Raw genomic sequence first — 16710 nt, 5'->3', positions numbered from 1 at the left:
GGGTGGTAAAACGGCGCTACCAGATAATTGTTGCAATACAGCACCTGCCCCGCAAATGCCGGCCGTTCATGGCCCCGTCGCCCTGCCCCCCGGGGCGCTCGCTAGACTCGGGGTTTTCCAGCGCCGCGGAGCCGCCGCAATGACCCAGTGGTACTTCCATGCCTCGGCCCAGGCCGACCGAATCGGACCGCTCGATGACCCGGCCGCGCGCCGTTACGCGCAGGCCAACCCGCGCGCGCTGGCCTGGTGCCAGGGCATGAGCGGATGGACCTCGATTGCCGAAGTGCCCGAACTGCAATCCGCGGCCCCGGGCATGCCCCACACCCCACCCCCGGTCCCCGCCGCCGCCAGCGGCCGCGCCGACGACATCGAATTCCGCATCGTCGGCCATGAAATGCAGTTCGTGGAAATCGAGCTTGATCCCGGCGAGAGCGCCATTGCCGAGGCCGGCGCGCTGATGTTCAAGGACGCCACAGTGCAGATGGATACCGTGTTCGGCGCCGCCAATGGCGACCAGGGCGGCGGCTTCATGGGCAAGGTGATGGCTGCCGGCAAGCGCGTACTGACCGGCGAAAGCCTGTTCGCCACCGTCTACACCCAGAGCGGCCATGGCAAGGGCAAGGTCGCCTTCGCTGCGCCCTACCCCGGCACGGTGCTGGCGATGAAACTGGACCAGCACGGCGGCCGCCTGATCTGCCAGAAGGACAGTTTCCTGGCCGGCGCGCGCGGCGTGCAGATCGGCGTGCAGTTCCAGCGCAAGATCATGACCGGCCTGTTCGGGGGCGAGGGTTTCATCATGCAGAAACTGGAGGGCGACGGCTGGGTGTTCATCCACGCCGGCGGCTGCGTGGTGGAGCGCGAGCTGGCCGCCGGCGAACGCCTGGACGTGGATACCGGCTGCGTGGTGGCCTACCACCCGACGGTGGACATGGACGTGCGTCGGGTGGCCGGCATCAAGAGCATGCTGTTCGGCGGCGAAGGGGTGTTCCTGGCCACGTTGACCGGCCCCGGCAAGGTCTGGCTGCAGTCGCTGCCGTTCTCACGCCTGGCCGGCCGCATGTGGATGGCCGCACCGCAGGGCGGCGGCCAGAGCCGCGGCGAAGGCTCGGTGCTGGGCGGCCTGGGCCGGATGCTGGATGGCGATAACCGCTTCTGACCGCTTCCGGTCGTGCCGGCCGCTGGCCGGCAGCCCCGTGGACCGTTGCCAGTTTCCCTATGGTTGCCGGCCAGCGGCCGGCACTACCTTTATGAATGGGCGATATTTCCCACCCTGCCCGCCCCGCCGCGGCTTCGGTATGCTGGCGCCCTTTCCTGAATCCGGCGCCGCGCGCGCACTGCCGATGAGCCTGTTCCGCCCCCGCATGATGCTGTCCGTCGCCCTGATCGGCCTGCTGGCCGGCTGCGGTGGCGATCCGGTCCGCCCCACGCCACCGCCTGCGCCGACCGTGGTCCCGCAGGCCAAGCCGGTGAAGATCGGCATCGCCCTGGGCGGCGGCGCGGCCAAAGGCTTTGCCCATATCGGCGTGATCAAGATGCTGGAGGCCAACGGCTTCGAGCCAGCCGTGGTCGCCGGCACCAGCGCCGGCAGCGTGGTCGGCGCCCTGTATGCCAGCGGCATGGATGCCTTCCAGATGCAGAGCAAGGCCGTCGCGCTGGACGAAGCCAGCATCCGCGATGTGCGCCTGTTCTCCGGTGGCCTGGTGCAGGGCCAGAAGCTGCAGGACTACGTCAACGAGCAGGTCGCCAACCGTCCCGCCGAGCGCCTGAAGAAGCCGTTCGCCGCCGTCGCCACCCAGCTCGAAACCGGCGAGCGCGCAATCTTCGTGCGCGGCAACGTCGGCCAGGCAGTGCGCGCGTCGAGCAGCATTCCCGGTGTGTTCGAGCCGGTGAAGATCGGCGGCCGCAACTACATCGATGGTGGCGTGGTCAGCCCGGTGCCGGTGGATGCCGCACGCCAGCTCGGCGCCGACTTCGTGATCGCCGTGGACATCTCCAGCAAGGCCAGCGGCAAGGCGCCGACCGACATGCTGGGCATCGTCAACCAGTCCATCTCGATCATGGGCCAGCGCCTGGGCGAGCAGGAACTGGCGCGCGCCGACATCGTCATCCGCCCGAAGGTACTGGACATCGGTGCCGCCGATTTCAGCCAGCGTGGCACCGCGATCCTGGAAGGCGAAAAGGCTGCGATGGCAGCGATGCCGCAGATCCGCGCCAGGATCCAGCAGCTGCAGCGCGCGCGCGCCGCAGCAGCCGCACCGGCACCGGTGGCCGCGCCGAAGTGCGAGGAAGCCTCGCGCCTGGGCAAGCTGATGGGCCGCAAGGACAAGTGCTGATCCATTGAAGCCAGGCCACCGGGCCCGCCCGGTGGTTGCTCAGGATTCCAGCTGCGACAGCGGCAACGCCTGGAAGCCCTTCACCGTGCGCAGCACGAAGCTGGAATTGGCATCGGCCACGCCACCGGCATTGAGCAGCCGGTCCAGCAGGAAGCGCGAGAAGTGCTCCAGGTCGCGCACGTAGACGTGCAGCAGGTAGTCCATGTCACCCGTCAGCGCGTGGCAGGCCACCACCTCGTCCCACGCCTGCACGCTGTCCACGAAGTGGCCGATGGCGGCCTGGTCGTGCTTTTCCAGCTGTACGCGCACGAAGGCCTGCAGGCCCAGCCGCAGCTGCCGTGGCTCCAGCCGCGCGCCATAGCCGACGATCACGCCCTCGCTTTCCAGCCGCTGCAACCGCCGCAGGCAGGCCGAAGGAGAGAGATTCACCCGCGCCGCCAGTTCGGCGTTGGTGGCGCGCCCATCCCGCTGGATTTCGGCCAGCAGGCGTATATCCGTGCGATCGAACTGGACTTCTCCGGCCATTGTTGCCCCGCAACATGGTGAGTACGCAAGGATATTGCGCCAACAAGGCCAATCGGCGCAACTTTTGCAACCCTGTTGCGCGTCCCCTGCCCTAGCATCATGGGTATCCCATCCAGGAGTGCCGCATGGACCTCGCCCAGCCCCGCCGCGTCGAACACCAGCAGACCGACAAGGGCTACGTGCCGGTGTATACCACCGCGCTCGTCGAGCAGCCATGGGACACTTACAGCGCCGACGACCACGCGACCTGGAGCACGCTTTACCAGCGCCAGCGCGAGCTGCTGGTCGGCCGTGCCTGCCAGGAGTTCCTGGATGCGCAGGACGAGATGGGCATGAGCGCACACATGATTCCGCGCTTCGACCAGCTCAACGAAGTGCTCGGCGCCGCCACCGGCTGGACCTTGGTCGGCGTTGAAGGCTTGTTGCCGGAACTGGATTTCTTCGACCATCTGGCCAACCGCCGTTTCCCGGTGACCTGGTGGATCCGTCGCCCGGACCAGATCGACTACATCGCCGAGCCGGACCTGTTCCACGATCTGTTCGGCCACGTACCGCTGCTGATGAACCCGGTGTTCGCCGACTACATGGAGGCATACGGCCGTGGCGGCGTCAAAGCCCACGCGATCGGCCCGGATGCGCTGCAGAACCTGACCCGCCTGTACTGGTACACGGTGGAGTTCGGCCTGATCGATACGCCCGAGGGCCTGCGCATCTACGGTGCCGGCATTGTGTCGTCGAAGGGCGAGTCGCTGTACTCGCTGGAATCGGCCGCGCCCAACCGCATCGGCTTCGACCTGCAGCGCATCATGCGCACGAAGTACCGCATCGACACCTTCCAGAAGACCTACTTCGTCATCGACAGCTTCGAACAGCTGATGCAGGCGACGTCGCCGGACTTCACCCCGATCTACGCGGCACTGGCCAACCAGGCGCATCTGCCGGCCGGTGACGTGCAGGGCGACGACCGCGTGTTCCAGAAGGGCAACGGCGAAGGCTGGGCCGACGGCGGCGACGTGTGAGACGCGCTGGCCTGCGGGTATCCTGCACGGCATGACCGATGTGTTTGCCGCCCTGCGCGTGACCGACGTCGCTTTCGACGACGACTTCATCCTGCTGGCCCTGGCCGATGGCCGGCGCACCCGACAGCCGCTGCGCTGGGCACCCGCGCTGTTCGAAGCCGATGCCGGGCAACGCGCGCAGTGGGTCGCCACCGCCGATGGCCTGGGCGTGAACTGGCCGGCACTGCTGCCGGCACGCGAGGCGGGCGTGGTCGATATCCCCAACCAGGTCTGGGAAGACCGCTACGACGCGGCGATGGCGCGGCTGAAGGACGCCGGATGGACGCTGGATGCGCTGTCCGATGAGGACCAGCAGCTGGTAGCGCTGTGGCGCATGGAAGCGGACATCAACAACGGCGGCTTCATGCAGTTCCTGTGCAACTGGGGCGACCCGACCTGCCAGCTGGCGCTGCGCGCGCTGCAGGCGATGGGCGCAGTGCAGACGCACGCGATCCTGGCCGGCATGCGCGGGCTGCTGGATCGGCTGGAGGACGACCCGGCGATCGAAGAACTGGCTGACCTGTACGACGCGCTGAGCGAAGACGAACAGCAAGCGCTGGAGGCGTTCGAGGAAGCCTATTTCGAACGCCCGGAAGACCTTGCCCGGCTGGGCCTGCTGCACTTCGGTGCAGAGCGGCTGTAGCAGCCCGTAGAGCCGAGCCCATGCTCGGCTGCGATCAACCGGATGCAAGACAGCCGAGCGCAGGCTCGGCTCTTGTGTCTCGGATGGTGCCCTGATCAGGCACAATTCCCCGGTGACCCGGGAGGCTCCGATGACGCTGCCTCGGCTCTTAAGCCTTTGAGCTTGCAAAGTAGATTCAGCGCGTCGGCGGCCTGACACCGCCTTGGAACTTGAACGGTATCTTAGGCCCACCCTTGGGTGAGAGCCTGTACTCACAAGGGCAAGTCTGGCGGCTTCCGATCACGATCGTAAGTTCAAGCTGGAGCGAAATCATGCAATTTATCGGCATCGACGCTGCCAAGGCGACCTTTGATATCGCCTTGCCGCTGCCTGATGGCAAATATCGAACCAAGGCCAAACTCCCCAATTCAGCCAAGGGCTTTAATGAGCTTCTTGCTTGGCGCGCCAAGCATGCGCCGAACGCGGCGGTAGGCATGGAGGCCACCGGTATCTACCACGAAGCTTTGGCGCGAACCTTGGTGGAAGCAGGGGTGGTGGTTCATGTGGCCAATCCCGCCCGGGTAAAGGCGTTTGGACAGGCGGAGGGCATCCGGACCAAGACGGACCGCAGCGATGCCAAGCTGATTGCCCGGTTCTTTGAGGCGCAGCGCTCGGAGAAGTTGCATCCCTACGTTCCGCCGACCCCCTCGGAGGTGAAACTGCGTGCCTTGGTACGGCGTCGAGATGACCTCCAGGAAATGCTGCAGATGGAGCGCAATCGCCTGGACGTTGCCGACATCTCGGTCCAGCAAGGGATCAAGGATGTGATCCAGACGCTGGAGGAGCAGATCAAGCAGGTCCAGAAGGCGATTGAGGACCATATCGATAACGATCCGGACCTGCGCCAGCGTCATCACCTGCTTACCAGCATTCCCGGTGTAGGCAACACCAGCAGTGCCCAGCTGCTGGCCATGCTGGGGGATCTAAGCAAATACAGCGACGTGCGCCAGGTGGTTGCCCACGCAGGCCTGAATCCGGCCCAGCGTCAATCAGGAAACTACGAAGGCAAATCCCACATATCACGCGTGGGCGACGCCAATTTCCGCAAAAAGCTGTACATGCCGGCGTTGACCGGGAAGACCTACAACCCCAGGCTGAAGTCCTTTGCAGACCGGCTCAGCGCGAAAGGGAAGCCCTTCAAGGTCGTCATGTGTGCGGTGATGCGCAAGCTCATCCATCTGGTTTGGGGCGTACTGAAAAGCGGCCGCCCATTTGAGCCTGACGGCGCCCTTGCCTAGGCAAGGGCAACACGGTATCTACAGGATCAGCGCGGGTACGCCAGCAGCAGCACCAGGTCCTCGTCACCCACCTGCTGCAGCGCATGGCGGCTGCCCTTGCGGGTCAGCAGCGCGTGCCCGGCGTGCACGTCGTACTGCCTGCCGTCCAGCACGTAGCTGCCCTGCCCACTGACGATGTAGTAGATCTCATCCTTGTGCTGCGGATGCAGGCCGATACCCGCGCCCTTGTGCAGCACGCGCTTGCGCAGCACGAAGGGCAGGTCCGCCGCGCCGGCAAAGAACGGATACGCGGTGGTGGGCCCGCCGCCGCCGTGCGGGCCGGGCTGCATGCGCGCAATCGTGCCTTCGTGCACGACCTGCGAATCTCCCGTCGCACCGGCGCCCTGCCCTGCATCCATCACGTCGCAGTCGATGTCCCGCACCAGCGCCGGCTGCAGCGCGGGTAGCAGCGGCACCGCCTCGCGCAATACCAGGCAGGCCACCGCATGGGCGCCGGCCACGCTGAAATGGGTGCCGTCGGCCTTGTTCTGTTCGGGCACGAACAGGAAGTAGGGTCGCGCGCCCTCCTCACCCAGCGCGCGGATCCAGCGCATGCTGCGATCATTCAGATCGATCAGCGCAATCTGCTCGCGCGCGGCCAGCGCCTTCATCGACTGTGTGTAGCGGCCATGCGTGTCCAGCAGTGAACCGAAGTCGTACAGCAGCCGCGCCACCGGCGTGACCAGCACCGGCGTGGCGCCCTTTCCGCGCGCGACCTGTACGTAGCGCATCAGCAGGCGCGGATAGTCGCTGTCCGGGTCGGTATAACGCGTGCGGTCTTCGAACTTCGCATCGTTGTGGCCGAACTGGATCAGCAGCACGTCGCCTTGGCGCAGCTCGGCGGCGATGGCATCCAGGCGCCCTTCGTCGATGAAACTGCGCGTGCTGCGCCCGCCCTTGGCGTGGTTGTGCACCTCCAAGCGCGCCGGGTCCAGGTAGCTCTGCAGCGCCTGGCCCCAGCCGGCCTGCGGCGCGCGCTCGGGGCCGTATGCGGCCGCAGTGGAGTCGCCGGCAATGAAGACCCGCACGGGCGCCGCCTGTGCGGTGGTGCACGACAGCAGCAACAGCAGCAACAGCTTGCGCATGACCAGGCCCTTGTAGATACCGTGTTGCCCTTGCCTAGGCAAGGGCGCCGTCAGGCTCAAATGGGCGGCCGCTTTTCAGTACGCCCCAAACCAGATGGATGAGCTTGCGCATCACCGCACACATGACGACCTTGAAGGGCTTCCCTTTCGCGCTGAGCCGGTCTGCAAAGGACTTCAGCCTGGGGTTGTAGGTCTTCCCGGTCAACGCCGGCATGTACAGCTTTTTGCGGAAATTGGCGTCGCCCACGCGTGATATGTGGGATTTGCCTTCGTAGTTTCCTGATTGACGCTGGGCCGGATTCAGGCCTGCGTGGGCAACCACCTGGCGCACGTCGCTGTATTTGCTTAGATCCCCCAGCATGGCCAGCAGCTGGGCACTGCTGGTGTTGCCTACACCGGGAATGCTGGTAAGCAGGTGATGACGCTGGCGCAGGTCCGGATCGTTATCGATATGGTCCTCAATCGCCTTCTGGACCTGCTTGATCTGCTCCTCCAGCGTCTGGATCACATCCTTGATCCCTTGCTGGACCGAGATGTCGGCAACGTCCAGGCGATTGCGCTCCATCTGCAGCATTTCCTGGAGGTCATCTCGACGCCGTACCAAGGCACGCAGTTTCACCTCCGAGGGGGTCGGCGGAACGTAGGGATGCAACTTCTCCGAGCGCTGCGCCTCAAAGAACCGGGCAATCAGCTTGGCATCGCTGCGGTCCGTCTTGGTCCGGATGCCCTCCGCCTGTCCAAACGCCTTTACCCGGGCGGGATTGGCCACATGAACCACCACCCCTGCTTCCACCAAGGTTCGCGCCAAAGCTTCGTGGTAGATACCGGTGGCCTCCATGCCTACCGCCGCGTTCGGCGCATGCTTGGCGCGCCAAGCAAGAAGCTCATTAAAGCCCTTGGCTGAATTGGGGAGTTTGGCCTTGGTTCGATATTTGCCATCAGGCAGCGGCAAGGCGATATCAAAGGTCGCCTTGGCAGCGTCGATGCCGATAAATTGCATGATTTCGCTCCAGCTTGAACTTACGATCGTGATCGGAAGCCGCCAGACTTGCCCTTGTGAGTACAGGCTCTCACCCAAGGGTGGGCCTAAGATACCGTTCAAGTTCCAAGGCGGTGTCAGGCCGCCGACGCGCTGAATCTACTTTGCAAGCTCAAAGGCTTAAGAGCCGAGGCAGCGTCATCGGAGCCTCCCGGGTCACCGGGGAATTGTGCCTGATCAGGGCACCATCCGAGACACAAGAGCCGAGCCGTGCTCGGCTGCTTTGGGAAAGCGGTGCGGACCAAGGTCCGCACCCACCGTTCGTCGCCTTGCCGTCAGCGCGCCAGCCAGCCACCATCGACCGGCAGCACGGCACCGTTGATGTAATCCGACGCGGACGAGGCCAGGAACACGGCCGCACCGGCCAGGTCATCCGGCGTACCCCAGCGGCCGGCCGGGATGCGCTCCAGGATCGCCTTGTTGCGCGCTTCATCGGCGCGCAGCTGGGCGGTATTGTCGGTAGCCATGTAGCCCGGGGCGATGGCATTGATGTTGATGCCCTTGCCCGCCCACTCGTTGGCCAGCAGCCGGGTGATCCCGGCGATGCCGCTCTTGCTGGCGGTGTACGACGGCACGCGGATACCGCCCTGGAAGGACAGCATCGAAGCGATGTTGATGATCTTGCCGTGGCCCTGTTCGATGAAGTGGCGGCCGGCGGCCTGCGAAATGAAGAACGCGGACTTGAGGTTGACGTTCATCACGTCGTCCCAGTCCTGCTCGCTGAAGTCCACCGCATCGGCGCGTCGGATCAGGCCGGCGTTGTTGACCAGGATGTCCAACCCGCCCAGCCCTTCGATGGTCTCGCGGACCACACGCGCCACCGGCTCGATGCTGATCAGGTTGGCTTCGATGGCCAGGCAGCGGCGGCCCAGCGCGGTGATCTTTTCGATGGTGTCGGTGGGCGGGGCGATGCCGGCCACGGCGACGTCGGCGCCAGCGGCGGCCAGTGCCACGGCGATGCCCTGGCCCAGACCGGTGTTGCCACCGGTTACCAGAGCGACCTTGCCTTCCAGGCTGAAGGGATTAGCCATTGCGTATGCGTTCCTTGATTGGGGCGAGCGGGGTCAGCGCTACGGCCGCCGGCACACGGTGCGCGGCGGCCAGGCGGGCTTACTTGAGCTGGCAGATGTCCAGCACGTGCATGTCGGTGTAGTCCAGGTTCTCGCCACCCATCGCCCAGATGAAGGCGTAGTTGCTGGTACCGGCACCCATGTGGATCGACCACGGCGGCGACACGACCGCTTCGTTGTTCTGGATCACGATGTGGCGCTGCGCGTCCGGTTCGCCCATGAAGTGGTAGACGCGGTCGCTGTCGCCCAGGTCGAAGTAGAAGTAGACCTCGCTGCGACGGTCGTGCAGGTGCGGCGGCATGGTGTTCCACACGCTGCCCGGCTTGAGCACGGTCAGGCCCAGCAGCAGCTGCGAGGACTGGCAGGTGGCTGGCACGATGTACTGGTAGATGGTGCGCTCGTTGCTGGTTTCCAGCGCGCCGCGGTCCAGTGCAACGGCGTCCTTGATGGACAGCTGCCTGGTTTCGAAGCGGGCATGGGCCGGGGTCGAGGCCAGATAGAACTGGGCGGGGTTGGCGGCGTCCTGCGAGGCGAATACGACCTCCTTGCTGCCCATGGCCACGTACAGACCGTCCTTCGGACCCAGCGTGTAGACGGTGCCATCCACGGTGACCGTACCGGTGCCGCTGCCGACGTTGATCACGCCCAGTTCCCGGCGCTCCAGGAATGGGTGGCCTGCGGCCGAAGCGGGTTCGGTCTGGGTCGGCAGCGCAAGCGGTGCGTCCACCGGGGCGGCGCCACCAATCACGAAGCGCTCGTAGTGGGTGTACTTGAGGGTCACCGCACCGGCGTTGAACAGGCCATCGAGCAGGTACAGGTCACGCAGCTGGTCGTTGCTGGCACCGTGGATGGCATCGGGATGGGTGGCGTAATGGGTCTTGCTGTACATGGCGTCTCCAGAGCGGGGGGCGGGCCGACGGGTCGGCCCCGGCGCGGTTCACGGTCGATTCTAGCCAGACAGGAAACCGGTGTCATTTTGCGTCGCACGATGCCGGGATGGCCCGCAGGCGCGGTGGATCGGGTGGATGGGGCAGGGGCGTGTTACGACCAGAGGTCATGACCTGCAGGATTGATCCCTGGGGGATCAATCCTCCGGCGGCTGGCAGGAATCGCGGACGATCAGGTGCGGCCGCACGCTGGCAATGGGCAGCGCGGCCTGGCCTTCGGGCTGGATCAGCATCGCCGCGGCGGTGCGCCCGGTATCGCGCGTGTGCCGGCGCACCGAGGTCAGCGAGGGCCACAGGCGCGAGGCCAGCGGGCTGTCGTCATAGCCGACGATGGACAGCTGGCGCGGAATGTTGATGCCCGCTCGCAGCGCCACCTTGTAGATACCGGCAGCCATTTCATCGTTGCCGGTGAAGATGGCGGTCGGGCGGCGCTTGCCCAGCAGCAGTTTCTCGGCAGCGGCTACACCGGATTCGAAGGTGTAGCCGGCCTCGATGATGCGGTCCTTCGGCAGCTCGATACCGCGTTGCAACAGTGCGTCGATGAAGCCGGCGGTACGTTCATGGGCCGAACGGTAGGCGCTGGGACCGGTCACCAGGGCAATGTCACGGTGGCCGAGCGAGAGCAGGTAGTCGGCGGCTTCGGCCGCACCATCGCGGTCATGGGTGACCACCATCTGCGAGCTTTCGTCCAGCGGCAGCGCTGCCACGCGGGTAAACCGGCAGCCGATCTCATCCAGCATGTCCGCCAGCGCCTGGTCTTCCGAGGCACGCGGCACCAGGATCACGCCGTGCAGCTTCTGCTGCTGCACGAAGCGACGCACGCCTTCGATGTAGCCGGGGCTGCGGCTATCACAGGGATGCACCACCAGCTCGAAGCTGGATCCACGCAATGCATCCAGCGCGCCGTACTGCATGTCCACGATGTACTGCGCGGTGGGGTTGTCGTAGACCATGCCGATCAGGAAGGAGCGGCGGAACGCCAGCCCGCGGGCCAGTGGATCGGGCGTATAGCCCACTTCACGCATCAGCGCTTCCACCTTGTCGCGAGTGTCCTTGCGCACCAGTGGCGAGTTGTTGATGATTCTTGAAACCGTTTTCTTGGATACACCCGACAGTCGCGCGATGTCGTTGATGGTGGCTACCTTGCCCTTCGCCAATGCCGGCGTAGCGGCATCGTTCTTGTTGCGCACTGACATGTTTTGAACCGGGTAAGTCTGGGGATTCCGGCTCCGCGCTCAGTCCAGCGCGCGGTAGCGGAAGTTGCGGAAGGTTACCGCACCGTCGCCGGCCGCATACAGCGCCGGCTTCAGCGCCAGGAACCTGCCCGCGACATTGTGATGGTATCCGGACACTTCCATCTGAACCGGATACTTCTGCCAAGTGTGCCCGTCGGTGCTGGAGTGGAAGGTGACGATGTGGCGGTTGTTGGTCACCCGCAACCACAGCCGGCCGCCGCGGCCCGGCGCCGGCCTGGCAGGGCGCTCCTCGCCGTAGCGATGCATGATGAACGACTCGCCGTTGCTGCCCACGCCCACGTACAGCCGGTCGCTGTAGAACAGCAGCGCGCCACCCACGGCACCGGGGGCGATCTCCATCTCCACCTCGAACTGGTAGGCCCGGTCGCCGGCGATGGTGGTCAGCGGCGAGGCATCGCGCGGCGTGCTGCCCTTGCCCTGCAGGACCAGGCCGTTGCCACTGAAACCCAGCCGGCGGTACTCGTCCTGCGCCGGGTTGAAGAACGCCCACTGTGGGCCAAGCGTGCTGCCGCGGAAATCATCCGACAGCGCCATGCCATGAGGCGACAGCGCCTGTCCTGCCGGCTTGCGCAGTGGCTGGCCGAGGTCGCCGCCGTTGGCCCGGAACCAGCCGTCAGCGGTCCATTCGATCGGTTCGAGCAGGGCCTGCCGACCCAGCGTCCAGAAGCCGTTCTCGTACCCGTGGTACATCATCCACCAGCGCCCATCGGTCCCTTCGATCACCGTCGCGTGGCCGCGTGACCACCAGGGCTCGGCCGCCGACTGCGTGCGCGTGATCGGGTTGTTGGGCGCGTTCTGCCATGGTCCGTGGATCGAACGCGAGCGCGCCGTAATCACCATGTGCCCGGTCGGCGGACCGGCGGTGCCACCCACTGCCGTGGTCATGTAGTACCAGCCGTCGCGGACGTGGATCTTCGGGCCTTCCTGCGCGTAGGCCTCAACGTCCCAGTCCTGCGGGTAGCGCCAGCCGTCATAGACGTGTTTCGGCGTACCGACCACGCTCAACCCGTCGTCGGCCAGCTGCACGTAATCACCGCCACTGAGGAACAGGTAGCGCTTGCCGTCTTCACCCACTGCATGGCCGGGATCGATGTAGCCGCCCAGGCCGATGTCGATCGGCGCGCTCCACGGGCCCTTGATGTCATCGGCCCAGACCACGAAGTTGCTGCGGCGCTCGCCGGTGCGGGCCGGGAAGTAGATGAAGTAGCGCCCCCGGTGCTTGACGATGTCCGGCGCCCAGATCGCCCCCACGTTGCGGGTGATCGCATGGCCCAGCGGCTGCCAGTTCACCAGGTCGCGCGAGTGCCAGATCGGCAGGCCGGGATGGGCGTCGAACGACGACAGCGTGAGGTAGTAATCGTCTCCGTCCTTGAGCACCGAGGGATCCGGATGGTCGCCGGCCAGCACCGGATTGAGGAACGTGCCATCGCCACGGTCCGCCTGGCGCTGGTGTTCCAGCCCCCGCGCCCACTGCGCCGGGGCGCGCGCGGCCTCCGCCGCGGGTGCAGGCCGTGCCGGCAGCAACAGCACGAGCAGAGTGGCGGTGGCGGCGATACGCAGTGCACGCATGGCAGTCTCCTTGTGGCTCAGCCGCGCAGCGCGGCGGGCAGCCACAGCGACAGTGAGGGGAAGAAGGCCACGACCAGCAGCACGGCGAGCGCGGCGAACCAGAACGGCCAGATGGTGCGCATGCTCTGGCCCACGCTGATCTTGCCGATGGCCGTGCCGATGAACAGCACCGAGCCTACCGGGGGCGTGACCAGACCCAGGCCACCGGTGAGCACCAGCACCAGGCCGAAGTGGATCGGATCGATGCCGTAGGCGCGGGCCACCGGCAGGAAGATCGGCGTGCAGATCAGGATCATCGGCGCCAGGTCCATGAAGGTGCCCAGCAGCAGCAGCATCACCACGATCATCAGCAGCACCATGAACTGGCTGTGCGCGAACGACTGCAGGAACTCGACGGCGGCCGCGGGCACCTGCAGGTAGGCCAGCAGCCAGCCAAACACGGCGGCGGTGGCAATCACGAACAGGATCACGCCCGTGCTGCGCGCGGCATGGATGACGGTGTCGAAGAACTCGCGCCAGCGCAGTTGCCGGTACAGCACGGTGGTCACCAGCAAGGCGTAAACCACGGCGATGGCTGCGCTTTCCACCGCGGTGAAGATGCCGGCACGGATGCCGATGAAGATCAGCGCGACCAAGCCCAGGCCGGGCAGGGCGGAGACGATGCGCAGGGCCACGGCGTGCCAGCCGGGAAAGACCTCCACGCCATAGCCGCGGCGGCGCGCCACCGCATAGCCGGTGACCATCAGCGCCAGCGTCATCAGCAGCGCGGGGACAATGCCGGCGGCGAACAGGTCGGCGATGGACAGGCCCCCGCCAGCAGCGGCCGAGAACAGGATCAGGTTGTGCGACGGCGGCACCAGCAGCGCCACCAGCGCGGCGGTGATGCTGACGTTCACCGCGAAGTCGCGGTCATAGCCGCGCTTGACCATCTGCGGGATCATCGTGCCGCCCACCGCCGAGACATCGGCGATGGCCGAGCCGGACACGCCACCGAAGAACAGCGAGGACAGGATCGAGACCTGGCCGAGGCCACCGCGCAAGCGGCCAACCAGCGACGAGGCCAGGGCGATCAGGCGCTCCGAGATGCCGCCGCGCATCATGATCTCGCCCGCGAAGATGAACAACGGAATGGCGATCAGCGAGGCCGAGCCGGTACCGGCCGAGATCTGCTGCACCAGCACGATGCTGGGAATATCCAGGTAGAGCAGGGTGGCCAGCGCGGCTGCGGCCAGCGCGTAAGCCACCGGCACGCCGAGCAGCAGCAACACGGCAAACACGGAGAACAGGATGGTGATACCCATGGATCAACGATCTCCTTCAGCGTCTTCGGCGCCGGTGGCGCGGGCCTGCAGCGCGTTCCACGCACGGTTCAGCGCGAACAGCAGCATCAGCCCGCCGCCCACCGCCAGTGGCAGGTAGTTGATGCTCTGCGGCAGATCGGCGCCGGCGGTCTTGATGTCCAGGCCGTCGAGCAGCAGATCACCCGACCAGAAGGCGATGAAGCCTCCCAGCACCGCCACAACCAGCTGCACCAGCACGTCCACCGCACGGCGCAGGCCGGGGCCCATGCAGGCGTGCAGCAGGAAGAAGCCGAAGTGGCGGTTGGTGTGCACACCGCAGGCGGCACCCAGGCTCATCGCCGTGGCCAGCAGCAGCAGCGTGACCGGCTCGGTCCAGCTGGGCGAATCGTTGATCACGTAGCGCGCGAACACCTGCCAGCCCTGCACCACCACCAGCCCCAGCAGGGCAGCAACGGCGCCGTAGATGGCGATGTCGGCGATGCGGTCCAGCAGGCGCTGGCCAGGCCCGGTGGCGGGCGTCGTCGTCTCGGTCATGGCAGTGTCCTCAGGCGGCGCGGATGCGGTCGACCAGCGCGGCGATCTCCGGCTGCTGCAGGTACTGCTGCAGCAGCGGCTGGGCGGCGGTGCGGAAGGCGGGCATGTCCACCTCGTTGGCTTTCACCCCATAGGCCAGCACGGCGCGGCGTGCGGCGTCCTCCGACGCATCCCACTGCTCGCGCATCACCTTCACCGATGCGCGCGCGGTCTGCAGCAGCAGCTGGCGGTCGTCAGGCGACAGGCGTTCGAAGCTGGCACGCGACATCAGCAACACGTCCGGCGCGTACGAATGGTCGCTCTGCGACCAGTAGTGCGCCGCTTCGAAATGGCGGCTGGAATGGAAGCTGCGCATGTTGTTCTCGGCGCCATCTATCATGTGGGTTTCCATGCCGGAGAACGTGTCGCCCAGCGACATCGGCGTCGGGTTGGCGCCGAGCAGGCGCATCAGCTGGATGAAGATGTCCGATGAGGCGACGCGCAGCTTCAGGCCGTGCAGGTCCTTGGGCGAAACGATGGGGTGCTTGGTGTTGTAGAAGCAGCGTGCACCGGAATCGTAGATCGCCAGGCCGACCAGGCCGCGGCCCTGGAAGCCGCGCAGCACGGCTTCGGCCACGCCGTCATCCAACACGGCACGCTGGTGCGCCACCGACGTGAACACGTAGGGCAGGCACAGCGCCTGGGTCAGCGGAAAGGCATTGTTCAGCGCACCGGCATAGACGCGGGTGATATCGATGGCACCGAAGCGCGCCATGTCGATCGCCTCGGATTCGCGGCCCAGCTGGCCGGAGTGGTACTGGCGCAGGCGCAGGCGGCCGTTGGTTTCGCGCTGCAGCGTTTCGCCGATCCACTTCACCGCGCTGACGGTAGGGTAGTCGGCCACATGCACGTCGGTGGCGGTCAACAGCGCGCCACCGGCCATATCGCTGCCCGGCCCGCGGCCACAGGCGGCGAGCATCGGGGTGGCCAGGGCAGCAGCGCCACCGGCCAGGAAGTTACGTCGTGTGATCATCTGCGCCCTCCCGCGCGTGTTCACCAGGGCAGCCCCGCGGTCATCCCGCGGGCACGGCCCGGCAGGCAATGTCACCGAAGCCGGCAAAGCGCACCAGCGCCGTTTGTCCTGCCTCGATATCGTGGATGCCGGTGGCATTGCCGGTGGCGATCAGGTCGCCCTTGCGCAGCGGCCGGCCACGCAGGGCCGAACGGGACAGCGCAAAGGCATAGGCCGCCCGCAGGCCACCGGGCAGGCGGGTGGCGCCACCGGTGCCGACCACCTCACCTTCGATCAGTGTCTCGGCACGCAGCGAGTTTTCGTCGCGTGCGGTCCAGTCGACGATCTCCGGGCCCAGCACCAGGCCATTGTTGTTGCCAAAGTCGGCCACCACCACGCGCGGACCGAGTTCGTTGATGGTGGCGAGCGGACTGCTGGCCACTTCCACGCCGATGTAGAGGCGCGCAGGCAGCGCTTCGGCCTGTTCCGGGGACCAGTGCAGCTGTCCGGCCGGCGCGTCCTCCAACAGCTCCAGCACGTACTCTGCTTCCACTGCGCCGAAGCCCCCGACGAAGACCGGGATGTCGCTTGTTCCACCGGTATCATTCCAGAGCTGACGTTTGAAGATCGGCCCCAGCAGGCGCTCATCGCCGGAACCGTCGCGGCGCTCGGCAGCGATGTAACCCACCTTCCAGCCGACCACCGTATCGCTCCACAGACCGATGGCCTGGTCCTGCACGTGGTAGGCAGCCACCAGATCGCCGGGGATCTCTCCGGGGAACGCGGGCAGGGCCTTGCCTGCGCGGCGTGCATCGGTGAAGGCGCGGGCGATGGCGGCTGCACCGTCCGGCGCCGGCCTCTGCCCCTGTGTGCCGTGTTCGTTGCTCAAGAACGGTCTCCCTCTGCGTTGTTGCACTGCCCGTCGACAGCGTCTGCAGGAGGTGTATATGGTAAACCGGTGTCATCGCGCAAGCCGCAGCGCATCACACCCGCTTCCGGGGCGCTTGCGGCACGCTGCCCACCCTTCGCTGGAGCCCGGTCCG

General features: G+C 66.2%; 16 protein-coding genes. 5 read left to right on the top strand and 11 right to left on the bottom strand.

The annotated features are described in order from the left end of the window. Nucleotides 1-139 precede the first annotated feature (139 nt). The gene (locus ACSYHF_RS00250) at nt 140-1156 is read left to right on the top strand and encodes a TIGR00266 family protein (protein WP_005421115.1); all 1017 of its coding nucleotides are present in this window, start codon (nt 140-142) and stop codon (nt 1154-1156) included. A gap of 184 nt (nt 1157-1340) precedes the next feature. Next, entirely contained in the window at nt 1341-2333 is a 993-nt protein-coding gene (locus tag ACSYHF_RS00245; protein ID WP_032954732.1) for a patatin-like phospholipase family protein, read from the top strand. 39 nt (nt 2334-2372) lie between these two features. Here the strand turns inward: ACSYHF_RS00245 and ACSYHF_RS00240 are convergent, their stop codons facing one another. Continuing rightward, a complete protein-coding gene (locus tag ACSYHF_RS00240; RefSeq protein ID WP_005411782.1) occupies nt 2373-2858 on the bottom strand; it encodes an Lrp/AsnC family transcriptional regulator in 486 nt (161 codons plus the stop codon). Between the two features lie 125 nt (nt 2859-2983). Here ACSYHF_RS00240 and phhA point away from each other — a divergent pair, with 125 nt between their 5' ends. The 3 genes from phhA to ACSYHF_RS00225 all read left to right on the top strand — a co-directional run bounded on the left by phhA (nt 2984) and on the right by ACSYHF_RS00225 (nt 5836). Continuing rightward, complete coding sequence (gene phhA, locus ACSYHF_RS00235; RefSeq protein WP_262221926.1) at nt 2984-3877, top strand: phenylalanine 4-monooxygenase; 894 nt, start codon at nt 2984-2986, stop codon at nt 3875-3877. Between the two features lie 31 nt (nt 3878-3908). Next, nucleotides 3909-4559 carry a DMP19 family protein gene (locus ACSYHF_RS00230; RefSeq protein WP_005421122.1) on the top strand — a complete coding sequence of 217 codons (651 nt, stop codon included), beginning with the start codon at nt 3909-3911 and terminating at the stop codon, nt 4557-4559. A gap of 311 nt (nt 4560-4870) precedes the next feature. Beyond that, nucleotides 4871-5836, top strand: a complete 966-nt coding sequence (locus ACSYHF_RS00225) for an IS110 family transposase (RefSeq protein WP_253137552.1) — start codon at nt 4871-4873, stop codon at nt 5834-5836. A 26-nt stretch (nt 5837-5862) separates the two neighbouring features. Here the strand turns inward: ACSYHF_RS00225 and ACSYHF_RS00220 are convergent, their stop codons facing one another. From ACSYHF_RS00220 to ACSYHF_RS00175, 10 genes are all read right to left on the bottom strand, one after another. Beyond that, complete coding sequence (locus ACSYHF_RS00220; protein ID WP_005421124.1) at nt 5863-6960, bottom strand: GDSL-type esterase/lipase family protein; 1098 nt, start codon at nt 6958-6960, stop codon at nt 5863-5865. Nucleotides 6961-6994: 34 nt separating this feature from the next. Beyond that, nucleotides 6995-7960 (bottom strand): IS110 family transposase, encoded by a 966-nt coding sequence (locus ACSYHF_RS00215; RefSeq protein WP_253137552.1) that lies wholly within the window; start codon nt 7958-7960, stop codon nt 6995-6997. Between the two features lie 314 nt (nt 7961-8274). Continuing rightward, entirely contained in the window at nt 8275-9030 is a 756-nt protein-coding gene (gene kduD / locus ACSYHF_RS00210; protein ID WP_005421125.1) for a 2-dehydro-3-deoxy-D-gluconate 5-dehydrogenase KduD, read from the bottom strand. Nucleotides 9031-9109: 79 nt separating this feature from the next. Next, the gene (gene kduI, locus ACSYHF_RS00205) at nt 9110-9958 is read right to left on the bottom strand and encodes a 5-dehydro-4-deoxy-D-glucuronate isomerase (protein WP_049416190.1); all 849 of its coding nucleotides are present in this window, start codon (nt 9956-9958) and stop codon (nt 9110-9112) included. Between the two features lie 195 nt (nt 9959-10153). Continuing rightward, on the bottom strand, nt 10154-11212 hold the full coding sequence (locus tag ACSYHF_RS00200) for a LacI family DNA-binding transcriptional regulator (protein WP_005421130.1): 1059 nt from the start codon (nt 11210-11212) through the stop codon (nt 10154-10156). 39 nt (nt 11213-11251) lie between these two features. Beyond that, a complete protein-coding gene (locus ACSYHF_RS00195; RefSeq protein ID WP_447575980.1) occupies nt 11252-12841 on the bottom strand; it encodes a family 43 glycosylhydrolase in 1590 nt (529 codons plus the stop codon). 17 nt (nt 12842-12858) lie between these two features. Next, complete coding sequence (locus tag ACSYHF_RS00190) at nt 12859-14142, bottom strand: TRAP transporter large permease (protein WP_262221924.1); 1284 nt, start codon at nt 14140-14142, stop codon at nt 12859-12861. A gap of 3 nt (nt 14143-14145) precedes the next feature. Further along, nucleotides 14146-14676 carry a TRAP transporter small permease gene (locus tag ACSYHF_RS00185; protein WP_005421135.1) on the bottom strand — a complete coding sequence of 177 codons (531 nt, stop codon included), beginning with the start codon at nt 14674-14676 and terminating at the stop codon, nt 14146-14148. Between the two features lie 10 nt (nt 14677-14686). Next, nucleotides 14687-15688, bottom strand: a complete 1002-nt coding sequence (locus tag ACSYHF_RS00180) for a TRAP transporter substrate-binding protein (RefSeq protein WP_005421137.1) — start codon at nt 15686-15688, stop codon at nt 14687-14689. 40 nt (nt 15689-15728) lie between these two features. Then, entirely contained in the window at nt 15729-16556 is an 828-nt protein-coding gene (locus tag ACSYHF_RS00175) for a 2-keto-4-pentenoate hydratase (RefSeq protein ID WP_005421139.1), read from the bottom strand. Nucleotides 16557-16710 lie beyond the last annotated feature (154 nt).

The organism is Stenotrophomonas maltophilia group sp. P373, assembly GCF_053295075.1.
This window is presented reverse-complemented; position numbering and strand designations above follow the sequence as displayed.

Coding starts and splice junctions, on each gene's coding strand:
- ACSYHF_RS00250 (WP_005421115.1), top strand. CDS start 140: ATGACCCAGTGGTACTTCCATGCCTCGGCCCAGGCCGACCGAATCGGA.
- ACSYHF_RS00245 (WP_032954732.1), top strand. CDS start 1,341: ATGAGCCTGTTCCGCCCCCGCATGATGCTGTCCGTCGCCCTGATCGGC.
- ACSYHF_RS00240 (WP_005411782.1), bottom strand. CDS start 2,858: ATGGCCGGAGAAGTCCAGTTCGATCGCACGGATATACGCCTGCTGGCC.
- phhA (WP_262221926.1), top strand. CDS start 2,984: ATGGACCTCGCCCAGCCCCGCCGCGTCGAACACCAGCAGACCGACAAG.
- ACSYHF_RS00230 (WP_005421122.1), top strand. CDS start 3,909: ATGACCGATGTGTTTGCCGCCCTGCGCGTGACCGACGTCGCTTTCGAC.
- ACSYHF_RS00225 (WP_253137552.1), top strand. CDS start 4,871: ATGCAATTTATCGGCATCGACGCTGCCAAGGCGACCTTTGATATCGCC.
- ACSYHF_RS00220 (WP_005421124.1), bottom strand. CDS start 6,960: ATGCGCAAGCTGTTGCTGCTGTTGCTGCTGTCGTGCACCACCGCACAG.
- ACSYHF_RS00215 (WP_253137552.1), bottom strand. CDS start 7,960: ATGCAATTTATCGGCATCGACGCTGCCAAGGCGACCTTTGATATCGCC.
- kduD (WP_005421125.1), bottom strand. CDS start 9,030: ATGGCTAATCCCTTCAGCCTGGAAGGCAAGGTCGCTCTGGTAACCGGT.
- kduI (WP_049416190.1), bottom strand. CDS start 9,958: ATGTACAGCAAGACCCATTACGCCACCCATCCCGATGCCATCCACGGT.
- ACSYHF_RS00200 (WP_005421130.1), bottom strand. CDS start 11,212: ATGTCAGTGCGCAACAAGAACGATGCCGCTACGCCGGCATTGGCGAAG.
- ACSYHF_RS00195 (WP_447575980.1), bottom strand. CDS start 12,841: ATGCGTGCACTGCGTATCGCCGCCACCGCCACTCTGCTCGTGCTGTTG.
- ACSYHF_RS00190 (WP_262221924.1), bottom strand. CDS start 14,142: ATGGGTATCACCATCCTGTTCTCCGTGTTTGCCGTGTTGCTGCTGCTC.
- ACSYHF_RS00185 (WP_005421135.1), bottom strand. CDS start 14,676: ATGACCGAGACGACGACGCCCGCCACCGGGCCTGGCCAGCGCCTGCTG.
- ACSYHF_RS00180 (WP_005421137.1), bottom strand. CDS start 15,688: ATGATCACACGACGTAACTTCCTGGCCGGTGGCGCTGCTGCCCTGGCC.